Raw genomic sequence first — 18,186 nt, 5'->3', positions numbered from 1 at the left:
GGGCGGCAATTTCTGCTTTATCCCTTTTAAGGAGATTTCTGCATGGCGACTGAACGTACTCTTTCCATCATCAAGCCCGATGCCGTTGCTAAAAATGCCATTGGCGAGATCATTGCACGCTTTGAAAAAGCGGGCCTGAAGGTCGTTGCCGCTAAAATGATGCACCTCTCCGAAGAGAAGGCTGGTGGCTTCTACGCCGAGCACAAAGAGCGTCCCTTCTTCAAAGACCTGGTTGGCTTCATGACCTCTGGTCCGGTAGTGGTACAAGTGCTGGAAGGCGAAGGCGCCATCGCTAAAAACCGTGAGCTGATGGGTGCTACCAACCCGAAAGAAGCCGCTCCGGGCACCATTCGCGCTGACTTTGCGGAAACAATCGACGCCAACGCTGTCCATGGCTCTGATTCTCCGGAAAGCGCTGAGCGCGAAATTAGCTACTTCTTCGGTAACGACGAAATCTGCCCGCGCTAAACCAAGCGCCGCCGTTTCAACCTTCGTTGCCGGCCATTTTCGCGGGGGCTTTGCCCCCGCCTCTTTCTGAACGCTGACCACCATGACCACCACCGTAGCTCAACATACGCCTGCCCCCAACACGACTCCTGACAGCGCGACTGCTCAACAAGCGGCACCGGCACGCCAGAACCTGCTGGGGCTTTCCCGCGAGCAGATGGAAGCTTTCTTTTTATCAATTGGCGAAAAGAAATTCCGCGCCACTCAGGTAATGAAGTGGATTCACCAGGAAGGCATCGACGACTTCACGGCGATGACCAACCTGTCGAAACCGCTGCGCGACAAGCTCTCCCAAGTCGCTGAAATTCGCGGCCCGGGCGTTGTCTACGAAGGCACTTCCAGCGACGGTACCCGTAAATGGGTGTTAGAGGTTGAGGATGGCAGCTACGTAGAAACGGTGCTGATTCCCGCTGAAAACGGTAAGCGGCGCACGCTGTGTGTCTCTTCCCAAGTGGGTTGTTCGCTGGACTGTAGCTTCTGCTCTACCGGTAAACAGGGCTTCCAGCGTAACTTAACCGCCGCCGAGATTATCGGCCAGGTGTGGGTTGCCCAACGCAGTGTTGGCCCGCGCCGTGATACCGCCAATCGCCCGGTGACCAACGTGGTCATGATGGGTATGGGCGAACCGCTGCTCAATTTCGATAACGTCGTGCCCGCCATGAAGCTGATGCTCGACGATAACGGTTACGGGCTCTCCAAGCGCCGCGTCACGCTCTCCACATCGGGTGTTGTACCGATGATTGACAAGCTGGGCGATGAGATAGATGTGAGCCTTGCTATCTCGCTGCACGCCTCCACCGATGAGCTGCGCAACGAGCTAGTACCGATCAACCGTAAGTACAATATTCGTGCGCTGCTGGATGCCTGCCACCGTTATCTGGCCAAGTGCCCAGATAACCGTCAGGTCACGATTGAGTACACGCTGATCAAAGACGTCAACGATCAGCAAGAGCACGCCGAACAACTGGCCGCTTTGCTCAAAGAGCTGCCGTGTAAAATCAACCTGATTCCGTTTAACCCTTTCCCGAACTCAGGTTACGAGAAGCCATCGCGTAACCAAGTGATGCGCTTCCAACAGTGGCTGTACGACTTAGAGTACAACGCTACCGTGCGCATGACCCGTGGCGACGATATTGATGCCGCCTGTGGTCAGCTAGTGGGCCGCGTAAAAGACCGTACCAAGCGTAGCGCACGCTATATTCAGTCCGTTCAGCTTGACGCTGACTAATCGCTGCTGTCTTGACATCCACCTGACACAGCGCTTTGATGGACACGCTTTTGCCGGGTGCTTACAAAGCATCCACCTTGCAGCACTGGCTCAATAGTTTCGACTTAAGAGGGCGTAGATGATCGGTCACCGCAGGCGCATTACCCTTTTTAGGATGCCCATGCTGTCCGTGCTTGCTGGCAGCCTGCTGCTGGCGGGCTGCGCCACCTCTGGCCAAGGGATCAGTGACGACGCCAACCCCGACGCGGCAGAAGCCTACACCCAGCTTGGCGTCGCCTACCTAGAGCGTGATAACCTGCCCCGCGCGTTGAATGCCCTTGATCGTGCTCTTGAACTGGACCCGCGCCACCCTGAGGCACTTCAGGCGCTCGCGCTGGTCTATCAACAGCAGGGAGAGAGTGATCTAGCCAACCGCTACTTCCAGCAGGCGTTGAATGCAGCGCCCTCGTTTACTCGCGCGCGTAACAACTACGCCGCGTTTTTGTATCAGCAGGCACAGTTTTCACAGGCCTGCGAACAGTTAGAAATAGCATCTCAGGATGCCCAGTACGCCAATCGTGCCCAGCTATTTACCAACCTGGGGCAGTGCTATTTGGCAATAGATGAATTTGATAAAGCGCGCGAACGTTTGCAACGCGCGCAAAGTATCGACCCGCGCAACCCACGCGGGTATTTAATGTTAGCCGAACTGGAAGTTTCACAGGGCAATTATGATCAGGCCTGGGCACCGCTGCAGAACTATCTGCAGTTAGCCGGCCCAGACCCAGCGGCACTGGAACTGGCGATTGATGTCGCCCTCGCCCGCGGTGACGACGCCGCGGCTGCCGACTACCAGCGCTTGCTAAACAACTGATTGCCGCCCTGATCACCACATTATTGAAGGATGCTCAGCTATGAGCGACACACAGTTACAAGATAGTGTTACTACGGCCCACAGCACAGCAACCCCCGGTGAGTTGCTTTCTCGTCAACGCGAATCGCTGGGCGTCCCGCTGACGGATGCCGCCCGAGCACTGAACCTGCGCCCTGCTGTGGTGGATGGCCTAGAGCGCGATAATTACGAAGAGATTCCCGTCGCTGCGTATCGTCGCGGCTACTTGCGCGCCTATGCCAAATATTTAGGCATGGACGAACGTGTGGTGCTTGAAGCTTACCAGGTTCGCCACGGCACCCGTGATGCCGAACGCAAGGTGGCCCCGGTTACCGTGACTAAGCCGCCATCCAAAGTAGGCGCATGGCTCTTTAAGTTAGTCACTCTGCTGGTGATTGCCGGGCTGATTGCCGTGACGGTTGCTTGGTGGCAAAGCAGAGGTGGCAGCGAGCCGCCGAGCATCGGCGCCTCACCCGCTATGGAAGAGAACGAAGCGCCCATCAGCGAACCCGAGCCAGCTCCAGAGCCTACTCCGGTGGTCACACCTGATGAGCCCGCCGCAACGGAGGAGTTGACTAACGATGTGGTCAGCGGCGAGCCCGCCGACAGCGATATTAGCGATAGCAGTGCGCCCGCTGCTGACAACGATGAGCCAACCGCTGCCGCTAGCGACGAACCTGCGGCCCCGGCGGTTGACGCCGACGCAGCGACCGATGTAGCTGAGGCACCTGCTGAAGAGGTGGCCAATGCCGCCCCCGCTGCTAACCCCAACTTGCTGGAGCTGACGTTTAACGAGCAGTCCTGGACAGAGATTTTCGATGCCAACAACCAGCGTGTGTTTGTCGGTCTACAAACCCCCGGCACCACCGCGAGCGTTGAGGGCGAACCGCCTTTTCGTTTAACCGTCGGCAACGCCACCGGTGTAGAACTGCGCTACCAAGGTGAGCTCGTCAACCTTGCCGAGCGCGCCGGTACCAATAACGTTGCCCGCTTTACCCTGGGAGAGTGACTCGTCTTATGCACGCCCCTTCTCCGATTAAACGCCGTCTGTCACGCCAAATTCATGTTGGCAATGTGGCCGTGGGCGGCGATGCGCCGATTTCCGTACAGAGCATGACCAACACCAATACCCTGGATGTGGACGCCACCGTCGGCCAGATCCAGCAGTTGGAAAAAGCCGGAGCAGATATCGTACGCGTCTCTGTGCCGGATATGGACGCCGCTGAAGCCTTCGGCAAAATCAAGCAGCGCGTAGCCATCCCCCTCGTTGCCGACATTCATTTCGATTACAAAATCGCCCTGCGCGTCGCTGAGCTAGGCGTTGACTGTCTGCGCATCAATCCCGGCAATATTGGCCGGGAAGATCGCGTACGCGCTGTGGTAAGCGCCGCCCGCGATTACGGCATTCCAATCCGTATCGGGGTGAACGCCGGGTCGCTGGAAAAAGATCTGCAAAAGAAGTACGGCGAGCCTACGCCCGCCGCGCTGGTTGAGTCTGCCATGCGCCATATTGACCACCTGGACCGCCTCGATTTCCAGGAGTTTAAAGTCAGCGTGAAAGCGTCTGATGTGTTTATGGCGGTGGCCGCTTATCGCGACCTTGCCACCCGCATCGAGCAGCCGCTGCACCTGGGTATCACCGAAGCAGGCGGCCTGCGTTCGGGCACAGTGAAGTCCTCCATTGGCCTAGGCATGCTGTTGATGGACGGTATCGGCGACACCATCCGCGTCTCGCTGGCTGCCGACCCGGTGGAAGAGATCAAGGTCGGGTTCGACATGCTCAAGAGCCTGAAGCTGCGCGCCAAGGGCATTAACTTTATCGCCTGCCCCAGCTGCTCGCGACAGAACTTTGACGTCATCAGCACCATGAACCAGCTTGAAGAGCGCCTGGAAGATGTGATGACGCCGCTGGATGTCTCGGTGATTGGCTGTGTGGTCAACGGCCCCGGCGAAGCTAAAGAGACCGATATCGGCCTAACCGGCGGCTCACCCGCCAACTTGGTCTACATCGATGGCAAACCGGCGAGTAAGCTGCGCAACGATCATCTAGTAGATGACCTGGAAAAGCTGATCCGCGACAAGGTACGCCAGAAAGAGCAGCAGCAAGAGAACATGATTGCACGCAGCGTTTGACACCTGCGTTGCCTGCAACAGGCGGCACGCCTTGCGCCTCGCGCTGCCGCCCAGACAAGGAGTTTTCATTGAGCAAGTCCGCCGCTAAAAAGATTCAAGCCATCCGTGGTATGAACGACCTATTGCCCAGCGACAGCCCTCGCTGGCAATTTTTTGAGGGCAAAGTACGCCAATTGATGCACCGCTACGGCTTCGATGAAATTCGTACGCCAATCGTGGAGCAAACCGCGCTGTTTGCCCGCTCGATTGGCGAAGTCACCGATATCGTCGAGAAAGAGATGTACACCTTCGACGACCGCAACGGTGACAGCCTGACTCTGCGCCCTGAAGGCACCGCCAGCTGCGTGCGGGCGGCAATGGAACACGGCTTGCTGCATAACCAAACCCAGCGGCTTTGGTACCAAGGGCCGATGTTCCGCCACGAACGGCCTCAGAAAGGGCGTTACCGTCAGTTTCACCAAGTGGGCGTGGAAACCTACGGCTTTGATGGCCCGGATATCGATGCCGAAGTCATACTGCTCTCGGCACGGCTATGGCAAGAGCTTGGCTTGATGGAGCACGTCACCCTAGAGCTTAACTCCCTGGGTTCCGCCGAAGCGCGGGCGGCCTACCGAGACAAACTGGTGGCCTACTTTGAGCAGCACCAGGACGTTTTGGATGAAGACTCCAAGCGGCGTTTAACCAGCAACCCGCTGCGCATTCTGGATTCTAAAAATCCTGATATGGCCGAGATGCTCAACGCGGCCCCGCAGTTGATGGATCATCTGGATGACGAGTCCCGCGCGCATTTCGAGCAGCTCAAAGCGATGCTGGATGCCGCCGACATTCCATACGTGGTCAACCCGCGTTTGGTGCGCGGCCTGGACTACTACTGCCGCACCGTATTTGAGTGGACCACCACAGCTCTAGGTAGCCAGGGCACCGTGTGTGCTGGCGGCCGCTACGATGGTCTGGTCGAGCAGCTCGGTGGTAAGCCCACGCCCGCGGTGGGCTTTGCCATGGGTATTGAGCGCTTAGTACTGCTGCTGGAAACTCTGAATTTGGTACCAGCGGATGCCATGGGCGGATGCGATGTCTATCTGGTGCCCATGGATGACAGCGCCACTGTTGCTGCACTCATGCTAGCAGAGCAGCTGCGAAGCGCGCTGCCATCTCTACGCTTACAGCTACACTGCGGCGGCGGAAGCTTCAAAAGCCGGATGAAGAAGGCGGATAAGAGCGCCGCGCCGGTGGCAATTCTGCTGGGTGAGGATGAGCTCGCCAACCAAACCGCCACACTGAAGTTTCTGCGCGATGACCGCGAGCAGCAGCAGGTGGCCCAGGCAGCGTTGGCCGAGACGCTTCGCGAGTTACTGCCTAACCTACCGTCTCATTAACGTAACTGCCCCCAGCGATGCCTGGGGCGGATGAACACTCGTTAGCCGCAAAAGCGGCTGACCCATGAAACAGGAGGCCGCCCGTGGCGGAGCTGAGAAGCGAAGAAGAGCAGCTAGAAGTCGTCAAACGCTGGTGGAAAGAGAACGGGACCTCGCTCATTGCCGGTGCCGTTCTCGCTGCGGCGGGCGTCTTTGGTTGGAACGCATGGCAGAACTACCAAGAGGGTAAGTCAGAGGCAGCTTCTGCCCGATACCAGCAGCTCATCAACATGACCGCTGGCACCACCTTGGAAGGGGATCAGTTAAGCGCGGCACAAACGCTGATTGATGAGCTCACCGACGACTACGGCAACACCCTGTATGCCGAACTGGCACAGCTATTGGAAGCCCGCCTTGCGGTACAGCAAGGCGACCTTTCAGCGGCCAAGCAGGCACTGCAGGACGTGGCCAGCAACTCCTCACGCCGCTATGTGCAAAGCCTGGCATGGCTGCGCTTGGCACGCATTGAAGTGGCTGAAGGTAACCCGGAAGCCGCGCTAGCGCTTCTTGATCAGCCTATTTCCGATGCGCTGGCCGCTCAACAAGCCAACGTGCGAGGCGATGCTTTCCTGGCTCAGAACCAGCCAGAGCAGGCTCGCGATGCATGGCAAACCGCGCAGTCTATCGCCCAAACGCAGAACCAGCCGCTTTACGGCGTGCAGTTCAAGCTTGACGATCTCGGCGCCGAGGAGGCGACACAGTGATAACGACTAGCCTGTCAAAACCGCTTTTTTCTAAACATCTGATGCGCACCACGCTCGGCGCCATGGCGCTGGCGCTATTGGCTGGCTGTGCCAGCAAAGGTGAGCCAGCGTTCACGCCCAAAGAGCTGCGCAGCTTTGATGAAACCTCTTCGCTGGACAGCGTTTGGGGTCGCCGCGTTGGCGATGGCTTTGGCCCCGCTCGCTACCCCATCGCCCCATCCCGTGAAGGCGATACGGTCTTTGCAGCAGACACCAACGGTCTAGTGGCCGCGTTCAATGCCAACAGCGGCGAGCGTGAGTGGGAAGTCGAGCTGGATACCCCTATTTCTAGTGCGCTGAACGCGATTGCAGGCCAGGTGTACTTGGGCACCCGCAACGGTGAAGTGATTGCCCTCGACCAGCGCGACGGTAGCGTTGCCTGGCGTTCGCGGGTCACCAGCGAAGTACTGGCAGCTCCGCAAGCCAACCAGCAGCTACTGCTGGTTCAGAGCGTGGACGGCCAAATTACCGCTCTGGACCGCGCCAGCGGCGAAGAGCGCTGGGTCTACACCAGCTCTCAGCCTGCTTTAACGCTGCGCGGCACCGGAACGCCAATGGTCATCGACCCGGTCACCTTCGTGGGTACGGCCAACGGACGCCTGGCGACGCTGGACAACCGCAGCGGCCAGCCCCTTTGGGAAATGCAGATTGCCACACCACGTGGCCGTAGCGACGTTGAGCGCCTAGTGGACCTGTCTGGCCAGCCAGTACTTAGCCCCGATGGCCTCCTGTTCGTGACTAGCTACAACGGCCGTGTGGTTGCGCTGGAAGCGACCCGTGGCGGTGTGCTGTGGGAAACCAACCTCTCCAGCCGCCACACGCCGATTCTGGTGGGCGACTTCTTATTTGTGGTCAGCGACGACAGCCACATCGTTGCCTTGGACGCCAACAGCGGCCAAGAGATCTGGCGTAACGATGACCTGGAAGATCGCTGGCTCACCGCCCCCGCCTTTGCCGATGGCCGCATCGTCGTGGGTGATTTTGAGGGTTATGTCCACCTCATCGACGCCCGCGAAGGCAACCTGGTCGGCCGCACCCGTATCGATGATTCGGGTATTAGCGTGCGCCCGGTCACGGAAGGCAGCACCATTCATGTCCAGGCCAACAATGGTCGCCTGGAAACCCTGGAAGTCACTCCATGACACCCGTCATTGCATTAGTCGGTCGCCCCAATGTGGGCAAATCGACGCTGTTTAACCGTCTGACCCGCTCGCGCGATGCGCTGGTGGCAGACTTTCCTGGCCTGACCCGTGACCGTAAATACGGTAACGGCATGCTGGGTGGAAAGGCGTACACCGTCATCGATACCGGCGGTATCAGCGGTGACGAAGAAGGCATCGATGCCGCGATGGCCGAGCAGTCCCTCGCGGCCATCGACGAAGCCGATATCGTGCTGTTCCTGGTCGATGCCCGCGCCGGGTTGAACGTCGCCGACGAAGCGATTGCCAACCACCTGCGCGTCAACCAGAAAAAGACCTGGCTGGTGGTCAACAAGACCGACGGCCTGGAAGAGCACTCGGCCATGGCCGATTTCTGGAAACTGGGCCTGGGTGACCCGTGGCCGATTGCCGCCGCTCATGGCCGCAACGTATCGCTGCTGATTGATACGGTGCTTGAACCCTTCCCCGAACGGGATGCCAGCATTCCTGCCGATACAGGCAGCAAAGGCATTCGCATTGGCGTGATTGGCCGCCCGAACGTGGGTAAATCTACGCTGGTCAACCGCCTGCTCGGTGAAGAGCGCGTGGTAGTATTCGATGAAGCGGGCACCACCCGCGACGCTATCGAAATCCCTTTCGAGCGCAACGGCAAGCCGTACGTGCTGATCGACACCGCCGGCATTCGGCGGCGTAAGAACGTGCGTGAAATCGCCGAAAAGTTCTCGATCATCAAAACGCTGGATGCGATCAAAGAGAGCCACGTGGCCGTCATGGTATTGGACGCCCGCAGCGGCTTGGTTGAGCAGGACCTGCACCTGCTGGACTACGTGCTCACCACAGGGCGTGCGTTGGTACTGGCGGTCAACAAGTGGGACGGGCTGGAGAGCGAAGCCAAAGAGAAGATGCGCGCCGACATCAAGCGCCGTCTGGGCTTTGCCGACTACGCCGAGCTGCACTTTATTTCCGCGCTGCATGGCACCGCAGTGGGCGACTTGTACCCCTCCATTGAGCGGGCGTTTAACGCCGCCAACGCGCACTGGTCGACCAACCGTCTCACCACGCTGCTGCAGGATGCGGTAAGCCAGCATCCGCCCCCCATGGTCAACGGCCGCCGCATCAAGCTGCGTATGGCTCACCAGGGTGGCAGCAACCCGCCGATTATTGTGGTGCATGGCAACCAGACAGCATCGCTGCCTGAGGCTTATCGTCGCTACCTGACCAATACCTTCCGTAAAGTGTTGAAGGTGCGCGGCACGCCGATGCGCTTTGAGTTCCGGTCGGGCAACAACCCGTTCGATAACATGGCGGGCGCCAGCGATAAAGAGAAAGCCAAAAAGCGCGAGCTTAACCGTACCAAAGAGGCGCGCAAAAGCCGCCGTTAAGCGCGGCACTTTGCTTCCCCGCCCGTTGTATACGCAGCGGGCGTTTTTGTTGGCACTACCACCGAATCTACTTGACAGAGCCCCCCTCCCGCCCTCAAATAGCGACGCTTTTCGTCACCTGCTCGACCGATCCTTTCTTATCAACACTTGCCCTTCTTAGGAGGGACGTACATGCACTACGCTTTTCGTCGCGGACGCGGCTTGGTTTTACTGCTGCTGGCGAGCCTGCTAACCGGCTGCTTGGCGTTGCCTCAAACAGGGTTGTTTGCGTTTCGTCTGGCGGTCACATCGCTGGGGATTGAGGACGTACGCATTGGCCCTTACAGCGTCAATGCTGGATTGGACACCAGCGATCTATCGAGCTTGCTGGCCTCTAGCCTGGGTGCTGGCAGCTTGCCGGTGCAAGCCACCTTGGCGATGGGGCTTGGCCTGCCCGCTGGCATGCCTCCGGTGGAGATGTCTGGCTTTCGCTGGACGCTGGACATGCCTGGCGTAGACCCAGTGCAAGGCAATTATGGGCAGAACGTTACCCTCACGTCTGGGGAAGACGCCAATCTCCGCCTGCCGGTGGCCTTTGATGTTCTAGCTGCAGACCACCAGCAAATGACGCCAATGCTAGAGCTGGCCAGCCAACTCGCCAGCCAAGGGGAGCTGCCTGCAGGCAGTGAACTGGCCATTACCCCAGGGGATTTGCGCGGCCTGGGCATGACACTGCCCGCTGGCCTGCTCACCCCGACCATTCGCTTGAACGTGGGCGCCGACGGGCAGCTCATCCCCCAACGCTAAGTCTTGCCAAGCGCGCTACTCACCGCGCTCATGAAGGCGTTTGCGGCCTACGTAGTGGGCCGCAAACTGCCACGCTGTCCGGCCGCTGCGCCCACCGCGTAGCGTGGCAAAACGTACCGCCTCCGCACGGGCGGCCTCATCCCACTCTTGCTGTCCACCAATACGACTCACCCAGTGTTCGCACACTTCAAGATAGGTGGCTTGGCTAAACGGATGAAAGCCTAACCACAGGCCGAAACGGTCTGACAGCGAGATTTTCTCTTCCACCGCATCGCCGTGATGCAACTCCTCCCCCACCAACCGTGAACCGCTATTGTCATCCATCGACTCCGGCAGCAGGTGACGACGGTTCGAGGTCGCATAGAGCAGTACGTTATCTGGTGGCCCGGTCAGCGCGCCGTCTAGCACGCTCTTGAGCGCCTTATACGCGTCATCGTTACCCTCGAAGGAGAGATCGTCACAGTACACTACGAAGCGATGCGGCTGATCCCGCAGTTGTTCCACTAGCAGCGGCAGACTCGATAGATCATGTCGGTCAACCTGGATCAGCCGTAACCCCTCTGTGGCCAGCGAGTTGAGCAGCGCGCGTATCACAGACGATTTCCCGCTACCTCGTGAGCCCCAGAGCAGCGCATGGTTAGCTGGCAGCCCCTGCAAAAATGCCCGGGTGTTATCGACCAACGCCAGCTTTTGGCGCTCAATGCCCAGCAGGTCGTCCAGCGTCATGGTGTCTCTCGGGGGTACCGGCACCAACCGCCCGCCCAGTGGGTGGCGCTGCCAGATGGCCGCTACATGGGTGTCCCACTCAACCGGCGTGGGCGCTGGCGGCAGCCAGTGGTCGACATGATCGAGTAACCGCGCTAGGCGCTGGCTTAATTCAGTATCCATCGTCATCCTCAGAGAGCGTTATGATAAGGGTTGGTTTACCACTAACAGTGGTTATTAACCAGCGCGAAAAACCGCTTACTTTTAGTGAGCGGATGGATAGCGCGGCATCCGCAGGATGCCCTTGCTGACGTTTTGTACAGTGCTATACTACGCACGTCGACACGACCTACCGAGAGGCACTCGGAAAGTGACGTCTGTGGAGACAATGTGAGACCTGGGGGATATGAGTTGGTTCGCCACCGTAAAAATCCCCACCGTGGGACTTTTACGGCGATAACCAAGCCATTCCCTCGGGCAATCGTCTTGGAAACAGAAACCAGGAAGGTAACAACCTGGGAATCCTCTTCCTTTCCGTCGCCAGACGGCAGCGCAAGTTGAGGGAAGGGAGGATGTCAACTTGTGTGCAAGGATCCCCACTCGTCTATAAGGAAACTATCTATGCGTTGGCTTCGCCCATTAGCGGTTACGGCGCTCTGCGCCTCAATCGCCGCCTGTACGACCTCCCCCACCGGTCGCTCGCAGCTATTGCTGCTCTCTGATAGCGAGCTGAACGAGATGGGCCGTCAGGCGTTTACCCAATATCAGCAGGAACTGCCCACAGCGGGTCAGGCAAGCCAGCGCTATGTGCAGTGTATTGCGGATGCCATTGTGGCAGAACTGCCTGCCGAGCAGCAGCAGTTAGACTGGCAAATCCGGGTGTTTGAATCCGAGCAGCCCAACGCCTTTGCACTTCCTGGCGGCTACATGGGTGTGAACACGGGCATGCTGGATATTGCCACAACCCAGGACCAATTAGCCTCTGTGATTGGTCATGAGATTGGTCACGTGCTGGCCAACCACGCCAATGAGCGCGCCTCAACCGAGAGCGCCACGTCATTAGGCCTATCGGTACTCTCCAGCACCTCCGGCATGCAGTCCGCCGGTGGCCAGCAGCTGATGGGGGTACTCGGCATGGGCGCTCAGTACGGCATCGTACTACCATTCTCCCGCGCCCATGAGAGCGAGGCCGATGTGATTGGCCTAGACCTCATGGCCCAAGCAGGCTTCAACCCACGTGAAAGCGTCACTCTGTGGGAGAACATGCAGGCAGCCACCGGCGGCGGCGCGCCCCCCGTATGGATGTCGACCCACCCCGGGCAAGGCCAGCGCATTCAGGGCCTCCAAGCCAACATGGATCGGGCACTGACGAGTTATGAGCAGGCCCGCAACAACGGCCGCACTCCCAACTGCCCGCGTCCATAGCGGCGCTTAGAGGTTTCGATGATCCGTTTGGGTTTACTGCTGTTAGTCCTGCCGATTTTAGTACTGCTGGGCGTCTATTTTTGGGAGCTGGGCGACGTTCGCGCCTGCCAGCTTGAGGGCGGCTACTGGAACTATCTGGAAGGAGCTTGCTACGATACGCCACAACCTTTTGTGTCGTGGCTGCAGCGCTCGCCGCTGCTGGTGAATGGCGGCATGCTGTTATCCGTGGTGGGGCTGGTGATGTGTATGGTGGGGTTTTATACCAAACCGCGTTAGCCCAAGCACAACCTGAATGGGGGCGTTCGCCCCCATTGCCTCAACTATCTCCTATCCCCCTACCGGCTAATAGTTGAGCGATTGCCGCAGCAGCGTGCGCACGCTGGCCGTCTCAGGCCGAACGTTGCGCCATAGAAAAAACGACTCGGCGGCTTGCTCAACCAGCATCCCCAAACCATCCAGCAGCTTGGCGCCTCGCGGCCCCGCCCACTGTAGAAACACCGTCGGCTCTGAACCGTACATCATATCGTAGGCCCAGGCACCTTTGGCAAACAGCGTCTCCGGCAGCGGCGGCAGCTCGCCTGATAGGCTGGCACTGGTACCGTTAATCACCAGATCAAACTGCCCGTCGATGGATGCTAAACCGCCGCCCTGGATATTGCCCAAGTCGGCAAACGCTTGGGCCAACTGCTCGGCTTTCTCTGCCGTGCGGTTGACGATAACGACCTCACTGGGCTGCTCCGCCAGCAGCGGTTCCAATACGCCACGCACCGCGCCGCCTGCGCCGATGACCAGCACACGCTTACCCGCCAGAGGGACGCGGTGATAGGCCAAATCCCGCACTAACCCGATACCGTCGGTGGTATCGCCATAGGTACGCCCGTTACCGCCCACAATCAGCGTATTCACCGCCTGTGCGCGCTTGGCGCGGTGGCTCAGGGTATCGCAAAGCGCAAAGGCATCGCCTTTGAAGGGAACGGTCACGTTGGCACCACGGCCACCATCGGCGATAAACGCCCGCCATGCGTCGGCAAACCCCTCTACCGGCGTCAGCTCGGCGGTGTAACTCATGGCCTGATGAGTCTGGCTGGCAAACTCACCGTGGATCAGCGGCGATTTAGAGTGTTTGATTGGGTTACCAAACACACAGTAGCGGTCAGTCATCGAAGCTCCTTAGGCGTTGTTCTGCTGGGTGGCCTCGGCCAACCAATCGCGTGGCACCAAATAGTCGTGCAGTTGCGCTTCACGGCTGCCCGGCTCGGGAGTGAAAGCGTACTCCCAACGGGCCAGCGGCGGCATGGACATCAGAATGGACTCCGTGCGCCCGCCGCTTTGCAGGCCAAACAGCGTACCCCGGTCCCACACCAGATTGAACTCCACGTAGCGGCCGCGGCGGTAAAGCTGGAAATCACGCTCGCGTTCGCCCCACGCGTCCTGCTTTCGGCGCTCGACAATGGGAAGGTAAGCGTCCAGAAAGCTGTCGCCCACCGCGCGCTGAAACGCGAAGCACTCTTCAAAGCTGCCTTCGTTCAGGTCATCAAAAAATAGCCCACCAACGCCGCGGGTCTCTTCGCGGTGTTTTAGATAGAAATAGTCGTCGCACCAGGTTTTATAGCGCTCATAAACGCCCTCACCAAAGGGCGCGCAGGCCTCGCGGGCCACTTGGTGCCAGTGCACCACATCTTCAAACACCGGATAGTAGGGGGTTAGGTCAAAACCGCCACCAAACCACCACACCGGCGGCTCACCCTCTTTTGCGGCAATAAAGAAGCGAACGTTGCCGTGGCTTGTCGGCACATTGGGGTTTTCAGGATGCATCACCCAGGAGACTCCCACCGCGTGGAAGCTGCGCCCGGCTAGCTCGGGCCGGGCAGCAGTCGCAGACGGCGGCAGCTGCGCACCGTGGACATGGGAAAAGTTGACGCCGCCTTTTTCGAAAATAGCGCCCGACTCCATCACCCGCGAGCGGCCTCCGCCGCCCTCTTCGCGCTGCCAGCTATCCTCTTTGAACGCGGCCCGCCCATCGGCGGCAGCAAGCCCTTCACAGAGCCGCTCCTGAAGGTCGAGAAGGTACGCTTTAACGTCGTCTAGGTGCTCGTGGGCCACGGTAACTCCTGGTGAGGTGAATCGTGAATCGTGAATCGTGAATCGTGAATCGTGAATCGTGAATCGTGAATCGTGAATCGCTGACAGTGTGACGAAGCCGAGCGGCTAGTCACGCATCACTTTGCCGGTCACTAAATCGCGGATGGTGCTGGGTTTGGCATTGCCGCCCAATTCGCCCGCCACGATGGCGGCTACGTCATCGCCAAAGATCGTGGCGACTTCTTCCGCGCTCATAGCGGGCGGATCGCCTGCACGGTTAGCGGAAGTGGAGACGAGCGGCCCGCCAAAGGCTTCGCACAGTGCTTTCATCAGCGGATGGTCGGTGACGCGTAGCGCCACGCTTTGATGAGCGCCGCGTACTAGGCCGTGGCTGCGACCATTGTCCGGCACCAGCCAAGTATTCGGGCCTGGCCAACTGGCCGCCAACGGCGCATGGAGTTCCAACGGCAACTGGTTCAGCCAGGGCTGAAATTGCGCGATACTCGCCGCCACCAAAATCACGCCCTTGGCCGGGTCGCGCTCCTTCATACGCATGAGATGCGCCAGCGCTTCGTCGTTATCGGGGTCACAGCTTAACCCCCATACCGCTTCGGTGGGGCAGGCAATCACACCGCCTTTACGCAGCGCGCTCACCGCCGCTTTCACGTCAACCGCCGGTTTCATAGACGCTCCTGATAAGCTCTCAGCCAATCACAAAATTGAGTTTGCATCTTACCATGGCGCTGCCAGCCGCACCCAACCACCCGCCTGCTGCGTCACTTTGCCATCCAGCTCCAGCATCAATAGCCGCTGCTGGCACTCGCTGACCGAGATACCGGTGCTCTGCACCAACACATCAATGGGGGTAGGCGATGGGCCTAAGGCGTTTAACAGATTATCCGCCGACGGTACTTCAACACTCGGTTGATGAGCCAACGGCTCATCGGCTGCAACTGCTAGCGGCGCAGGCACAAAGCGCGACACCCAATGCTGTAACTCTTCGAGAATATCGTCCACATGGCGCACCAGGGTGGCGCCGCTACGCAACAGTTGCAGGCAGCCACGAGCCTGGACATTGTGTAGCGAACCCGGCAGCGCAAACAGCTCGCGACCCTGCTCTAGGGCGAGGCGGGCGCTGACGAGCGAGCCACTCTTCTCGGCTGCTTCAACCACTAAGGTGCCTAGCGAAAGGCCCGTTACAATTCGGTTGCGCCGGGGGAAGAAGGCCGGACGGGCCACGGTGCCTGGTGGATGCTCAGAGAGCAGCAAGCCGCCGGGTAGCGTACTGAGCTGTTCATACAAATCACGATGGCGGGCGGGGTAGATGACATCAATACCACAGCCAAGCACGGCAATGGAGCTTCCACCTGCGGCGAGCGCCGCACGCTGAGCCACCCCATCCACACCCAGCGCCATCCCGCTGACAATGCACCAGCCTCGGTTGGCCAACTCCCGGGCAAACGCCTGGGCATGTCCACTCCCTTCCGACGTTGGGCGACGAGTACCTACCATGGCAAGGCCCGGGGCCTCTAACGCGCGAAGATCGCCCTGGGCCCATAGTACTGCTGGCGGGTCAGGAAGTTGGTTTAAAAGGTCTGGCCATGCAGGATGGTCGCGGTGAAGCAGATGGCGGTTGGGGCCTTCTTGTAACCAGGAGAGGGTGTCATTGACCGTTTGTTGCAGCGGGCTGCGTTCTGGCTGCGCCAGCCACAATCGCAGGGCATTGGCGGCATTGCTGGGCAAAGTCGCTAGCCACCCTTGTGGCCATTGAGGCTTGCGCGCCACCATTTGCGCAATCCGCGCAGCGCCCATACCGGGCAAAGCATTTACCGCCAGCCACTCCTTAGCGTCCATAGAGCTCCCCTTATATCAAATCTTGATGCACACCTTAGCGCGTCGGCGTGTGTACACTATCTCCCACTGCCAGCACCCTTGAGGCCTGCATGACCAAGGCGTAACTCATATGGTTATAGGGCCTGAACACCATCACCAATCCTGCCTCGGTATTGGGCAACCGCAGCAGCTCTTGGGTACGTGGGTCAGTTACCAACTCCCCTTGCTGGTCTACGCGCAATACATGGCCCGGCTGTAGGCCGTCTTGCGTTCCCAGATCCAGTGCCACCACTTGCAGCCGCCCAATAAATCGTACTCCGCCCGGTACCGCAACAATCTGGCCCGACACGTTATTCAACGGTGCACGGGGAACAAAGGCATCGCTTAGCTCACGATCTTCTAAAGGCAGCAGGATGTCGTTATTACGCACTTCTTGGTAGGCGCTAAGCACTTCGATGCGAGCAATATCGCCCTCGCTGCCCAGGTAGCGCGCCTCGCCAATATTGATCAACTCATCGCCCAACAGTGCGCCATTGGCTGATACATAGGGCTCGCCTGGACGGTAGATGCCCAGGCGCGTTCTGGCGGGTACGCTGCCACGCACGTACAGGGTATCGCCTGCGCCGCTAATCAAGCGCTGGTTATCGCCGCCCACCACATACGCAAGCTCCTGCGGGCTCTCTCCTGGCTCCACCACGCGATGCTCCCGTAGAAAGGCGCGCACCACCTCCATCGGAATAGGAGTAATCGCCTCTCGTTTAGGCACTGTACGCATCTGCGGCGAGAGCTTTACGACCCCTTGGCCCCGCTCCACAGAAAGGCATGGTTGGCCTTGGCATGTCCCCAATACCAGCACATCGCCGGGGTAGATAAGGTGCGGGTTACGAACTTGCGGATTCGCCTGCCATAGCGAAGGCCACTGCCAGGGCGAGCGTAAATAACGGGCGGAGATATCCCAAAGCGTATCGCCAGGCACTACTTCGTAGCGCTGTGGCGCATCGTTGCGCAGCCCTTCCACGGCTAAGGCTGGCTGGCTGACCGACAGCACCCACATTAAGAGCACGCCAAAGACGCTATAATAAAGAGGCTTTAGAGCCACCATCCGATTCTCCCCGGGCAGTCGTTGGTGAAGCGGTTTAAGGGGCTGCACGGTGTCGCGCGTGCCCAGGATCGCTATCAGCATGATATAGTGGTCAATAGTAAAGTAGTTAGGCTCGCCGACACAGGTGGCAGCCAGCTCATCTTAAAGACTCAGCATAACGGTGATTGTAACGCCATGGCCAAACTTCCTATTCTCGAATTCCCCGACGAGCGCCTGCGCACCAAGGCGGCACCGGTGGAAACCGTTGACGACGAGGTCCGCCAGCTCGTCGACGATATGTTGGAGACCATGTACGACGCGCGCGGCATCGGCCTTGCCGCAACGCAAGTCGATGTCCATCGCCGCGTGGTCGTCATGGATGTCAGCGACGATAACTCCCAACCGCTGGTGCTGATTAACCCGCGCTACGAGCCCATTGGCGATGCCAAAGAGCCGCTCTCCGAGGGCTGTTTGTCGATCCCTGAATACTACGCTGAAGTGCCGCGCTACCTGAAAGTGAAGCTCAACGCGCTGGATCGTAACGGTGAGCCCTACGAGCTGGAAGCAGATGGCCTACTGGCCCATTGCATTCAACATGAGTACGACCATCTGGAAGGCGTACTATTTGTGGATTACCTCTCACCGCTCAAGCGCGACCGGGTGATGAAAAAAATGCAAAAGCGCCACAAGCTGATGAACGACGCCTAACCGGCACCTCATCACCTGGCCACTGGCCGAGCTGACACGCTGCCCGCAGGCACTCGCCTGTAACAACAGCGCTGCCTCTCGGCCTTTGTGCGTTTCATAGATGGCACTTTCTCTCTTCTCCTAAGGG

Annotated in this window: 19 protein-coding genes; 13 read left to right on the top strand and 6 right to left on the bottom strand. The window is 59.2% G+C overall.

The features are described 5' to 3' along the window. The first annotated feature begins 42 nt into the window (after window positions 1-42). From ndk to BMY49_RS05615, 10 genes are all read left to right on the top strand, one after another. Window positions 43-468: a nucleoside-diphosphate kinase gene (ndk, locus tag BMY49_RS05660; protein ID WP_044628924.1), complete on the top strand. Its 426-nt coding sequence runs from the start codon at window positions 43-45 to the stop codon at window positions 466-468. 82 nt (window positions 469-550) lie between these two features. After that, entirely contained in the window at window positions 551-1,735 is a 1,185-nt protein-coding gene (gene rlmN / locus BMY49_RS05655) for a 23S rRNA (adenine(2503)-C(2))-methyltransferase RlmN (RefSeq protein WP_044628925.1), read from the top strand. A 118-nt stretch (window positions 1,736-1,853) separates the two neighbouring features. Beyond that, window positions 1,854-2,588 (top strand): type IV pilus biogenesis/stability protein PilW, encoded by a 735-nt coding sequence (gene pilW, locus BMY49_RS05650; protein WP_044628926.1) that lies wholly within the window; start codon window positions 1,854-1,856, stop codon window positions 2,586-2,588. 40 nt (window positions 2,589-2,628) lie between these two features. Beyond that, complete coding sequence (locus tag BMY49_RS05645; RefSeq protein ID WP_062373191.1) at window positions 2,629-3,615, top strand: RodZ domain-containing protein; 987 nt, start codon at window positions 2,629-2,631, stop codon at window positions 3,613-3,615. A gap of 8 nt (window positions 3,616-3,623) precedes the next feature. Beyond that, window positions 3,624-4,739: a flavodoxin-dependent (E)-4-hydroxy-3-methylbut-2-enyl-diphosphate synthase gene (gene ispG, locus BMY49_RS05640; RefSeq protein WP_044628928.1), complete on the top strand. Its 1,116-nt coding sequence runs from the start codon at window positions 3,624-3,626 to the stop codon at window positions 4,737-4,739. A 68-nt stretch (window positions 4,740-4,807) separates the two neighbouring features. Next, the gene (gene hisS, locus BMY49_RS05635; protein ID WP_089675179.1) at window positions 4,808-6,115 is read left to right on the top strand and encodes a histidine--tRNA ligase; all 1,308 of its coding nucleotides are present in this window, start codon (window positions 4,808-4,810) and stop codon (window positions 6,113-6,115) included. An 83-nt stretch (window positions 6,116-6,198) separates the two neighbouring features. After that, entirely contained in the window at window positions 6,199-6,858 is a 660-nt protein-coding gene (locus BMY49_RS05630; protein ID WP_089675178.1) for a YfgM family protein, read from the top strand. A 41-nt stretch (window positions 6,859-6,899) separates the two neighbouring features. Beyond that, a complete protein-coding gene (gene bamB, locus BMY49_RS05625) occupies window positions 6,900-8,039 on the top strand; it encodes an outer membrane protein assembly factor BamB (protein WP_058579888.1) in 1,140 nt (379 codons plus the stop codon). After that, entirely contained in the window at window positions 8,036-9,439 is a 1,404-nt protein-coding gene (gene der / locus BMY49_RS05620) for a ribosome biogenesis GTPase Der (protein WP_054644943.1), read from the top strand. Before bamB ends, der begins: the two co-directional genes overlap by 4 nt. Window positions 9,440-9,610: 171 nt before the next feature. Further along, complete coding sequence (locus BMY49_RS05615; protein WP_044628933.1) at window positions 9,611-10,225, top strand: hypothetical protein; 615 nt, start codon at window positions 9,611-9,613, stop codon at window positions 10,223-10,225. A gap of 15 nt (window positions 10,226-10,240) precedes the next feature. Here the strand turns inward: BMY49_RS05615 and BMY49_RS05610 are convergent, their stop codons facing one another. After that, window positions 10,241-11,113, bottom strand: coding sequence for an ATP-binding protein (locus tag BMY49_RS05610; RefSeq protein ID WP_089675177.1), 873 nt, complete (start codon window positions 11,111-11,113; stop codon window positions 10,241-10,243). Window positions 11,114-11,551: 438 nt separating this feature from the next. On the opposite strand from BMY49_RS05610, the gene BMY49_RS05605 reads away from it, so the two are divergent. Together BMY49_RS05605 and BMY49_RS05600 are read left to right on the top strand one after the other, a co-directional pair. Next, window positions 11,552-12,355: a M48 family metallopeptidase gene (locus tag BMY49_RS05605; protein ID WP_062359912.1), complete on the top strand. Its 804-nt coding sequence runs from the start codon at window positions 11,552-11,554 to the stop codon at window positions 12,353-12,355. Window positions 12,356-12,373: 18 nt separating this feature from the next. Continuing rightward, the gene (locus tag BMY49_RS05600; protein ID WP_044628936.1) at window positions 12,374-12,631 is read left to right on the top strand and encodes a hypothetical protein; all 258 of its coding nucleotides are present in this window, start codon (window positions 12,374-12,376) and stop codon (window positions 12,629-12,631) included. A 66-nt stretch (window positions 12,632-12,697) separates the two neighbouring features. Here BMY49_RS05600 and aroE read toward each other — a convergent pair whose 3' ends face one another. The 5 genes from aroE to BMY49_RS05575 form a co-directional block, all read right to left on the bottom strand. Beyond that, on the bottom strand, window positions 12,698-13,516 hold the full coding sequence (aroE, locus tag BMY49_RS05595; protein ID WP_062373210.1) for a shikimate dehydrogenase: 819 nt from the start codon (window positions 13,514-13,516) through the stop codon (window positions 12,698-12,700). A gap of 9 nt (window positions 13,517-13,525) precedes the next feature. Further along, window positions 13,526-14,458: an oxygen-dependent coproporphyrinogen oxidase gene (hemF, locus tag BMY49_RS05590; RefSeq protein WP_074211029.1), complete on the bottom strand. Its 933-nt coding sequence runs from the start codon at window positions 14,456-14,458 to the stop codon at window positions 13,526-13,528. Between the two features lie 105 nt (window positions 14,459-14,563). Continuing rightward, a complete protein-coding gene (locus BMY49_RS05585) occupies window positions 14,564-15,121 on the bottom strand; it encodes an L-threonylcarbamoyladenylate synthase (RefSeq protein WP_044628939.1) in 558 nt (185 codons plus the stop codon). Window positions 15,122-15,169: 48 nt separating this feature from the next. Beyond that, complete coding sequence (dprA, locus tag BMY49_RS05580) at window positions 15,170-16,291, bottom strand: DNA-processing protein DprA (protein ID WP_089675176.1); 1,122 nt, start codon at window positions 16,289-16,291, stop codon at window positions 15,170-15,172. Window positions 16,292-16,325: 34 nt separating this feature from the next. Next, complete coding sequence (locus BMY49_RS05575) at window positions 16,326-17,372, bottom strand: LysM peptidoglycan-binding domain-containing protein (protein ID WP_089675175.1); 1,047 nt, start codon at window positions 17,370-17,372, stop codon at window positions 16,326-16,328. Between the two features lie 174 nt (window positions 17,373-17,546). Here BMY49_RS05575 and def point away from each other — a divergent pair, with 174 nt between their 5' ends. After that, a complete protein-coding gene (gene def, locus BMY49_RS05570) occupies window positions 17,547-18,059 on the top strand; it encodes a peptide deformylase (RefSeq protein ID WP_089675183.1) in 513 nt (170 codons plus the stop codon). The last annotated feature ends 127 nt before the right edge of the window (window positions 18,060-18,186 follow it).

Source organism: Vreelandella aquamarina (assembly GCF_900110265.1).
Lineage (GTDB): Bacteria > Pseudomonadota > Gammaproteobacteria > Pseudomonadales > Halomonadaceae > Vreelandella > Vreelandella aquamarina.
The sequence above is the reverse complement of the archived record's forward strand: the minus strand, read 5'-3'. Positions and strand labels throughout refer to the sequence as shown.

What these genes read in the sequence shown, in the direction of transcription:
- ndk (WP_044628924.1), top strand. Translation starts at nt 43, where the DNA reads ATGGCGACTGAACGTACTCTTTCCATCATCAAGCCCGATGCCGTTGCT.
- rlmN (WP_044628925.1), top strand. Translation starts at nt 551, where the DNA reads ATGACCACCACCGTAGCTCAACATACGCCTGCCCCCAACACGACTCCT.
- pilW (WP_044628926.1), top strand. Translation starts at nt 1,854, where the DNA reads ATGATCGGTCACCGCAGGCGCATTACCCTTTTTAGGATGCCCATGCTG.
- BMY49_RS05645 (WP_062373191.1), top strand. Translation starts at nt 2,629, where the DNA reads ATGAGCGACACACAGTTACAAGATAGTGTTACTACGGCCCACAGCACA.
- ispG (WP_044628928.1), top strand. Translation starts at nt 3,624, where the DNA reads ATGCACGCCCCTTCTCCGATTAAACGCCGTCTGTCACGCCAAATTCAT.
- bamB (WP_058579888.1), top strand. Translation starts at nt 6,900, where the DNA reads ATGCGCACCACGCTCGGCGCCATGGCGCTGGCGCTATTGGCTGGCTGT.
- der (WP_054644943.1), top strand. Translation starts at nt 8,036, where the DNA reads ATGACACCCGTCATTGCATTAGTCGGTCGCCCCAATGTGGGCAAATCG.
- BMY49_RS05615 (WP_044628933.1), top strand. Translation starts at nt 9,611, where the DNA reads ATGCACTACGCTTTTCGTCGCGGACGCGGCTTGGTTTTACTGCTGCTG.
- BMY49_RS05610 (WP_089675177.1), bottom strand. Translation starts at nt 11,113, where the DNA reads ATGGATACTGAATTAAGCCAGCGCCTAGCGCGGTTACTCGATCATGTC.
- BMY49_RS05605 (WP_062359912.1), top strand. Translation starts at nt 11,552, where the DNA reads ATGCGTTGGCTTCGCCCATTAGCGGTTACGGCGCTCTGCGCCTCAATC.
- BMY49_RS05600 (WP_044628936.1), top strand. Translation starts at nt 12,374, where the DNA reads ATGATCCGTTTGGGTTTACTGCTGTTAGTCCTGCCGATTTTAGTACTG.
- aroE (WP_062373210.1), bottom strand. Translation starts at nt 13,516, where the DNA reads ATGACTGACCGCTACTGTGTGTTTGGTAACCCAATCAAACACTCTAAA.
- BMY49_RS05585 (WP_044628939.1), bottom strand. Translation starts at nt 15,121, where the DNA reads ATGAAACCGGCGGTTGACGTGAAAGCGGCGGTGAGCGCGCTGCGTAAA.
- dprA (WP_089675176.1), bottom strand. Translation starts at nt 16,291, where the DNA reads ATGGACGCTAAGGAGTGGCTGGCGGTAAATGCTTTGCCCGGTATGGGC.
- BMY49_RS05575 (WP_089675175.1), bottom strand. Translation starts at nt 17,372, where the DNA reads ATGGTGGCTCTAAAGCCTCTTTATTATAGCGTCTTTGGCGTGCTCTTA.
- def (WP_089675183.1), top strand. Translation starts at nt 17,547, where the DNA reads ATGGCCAAACTTCCTATTCTCGAATTCCCCGACGAGCGCCTGCGCACC.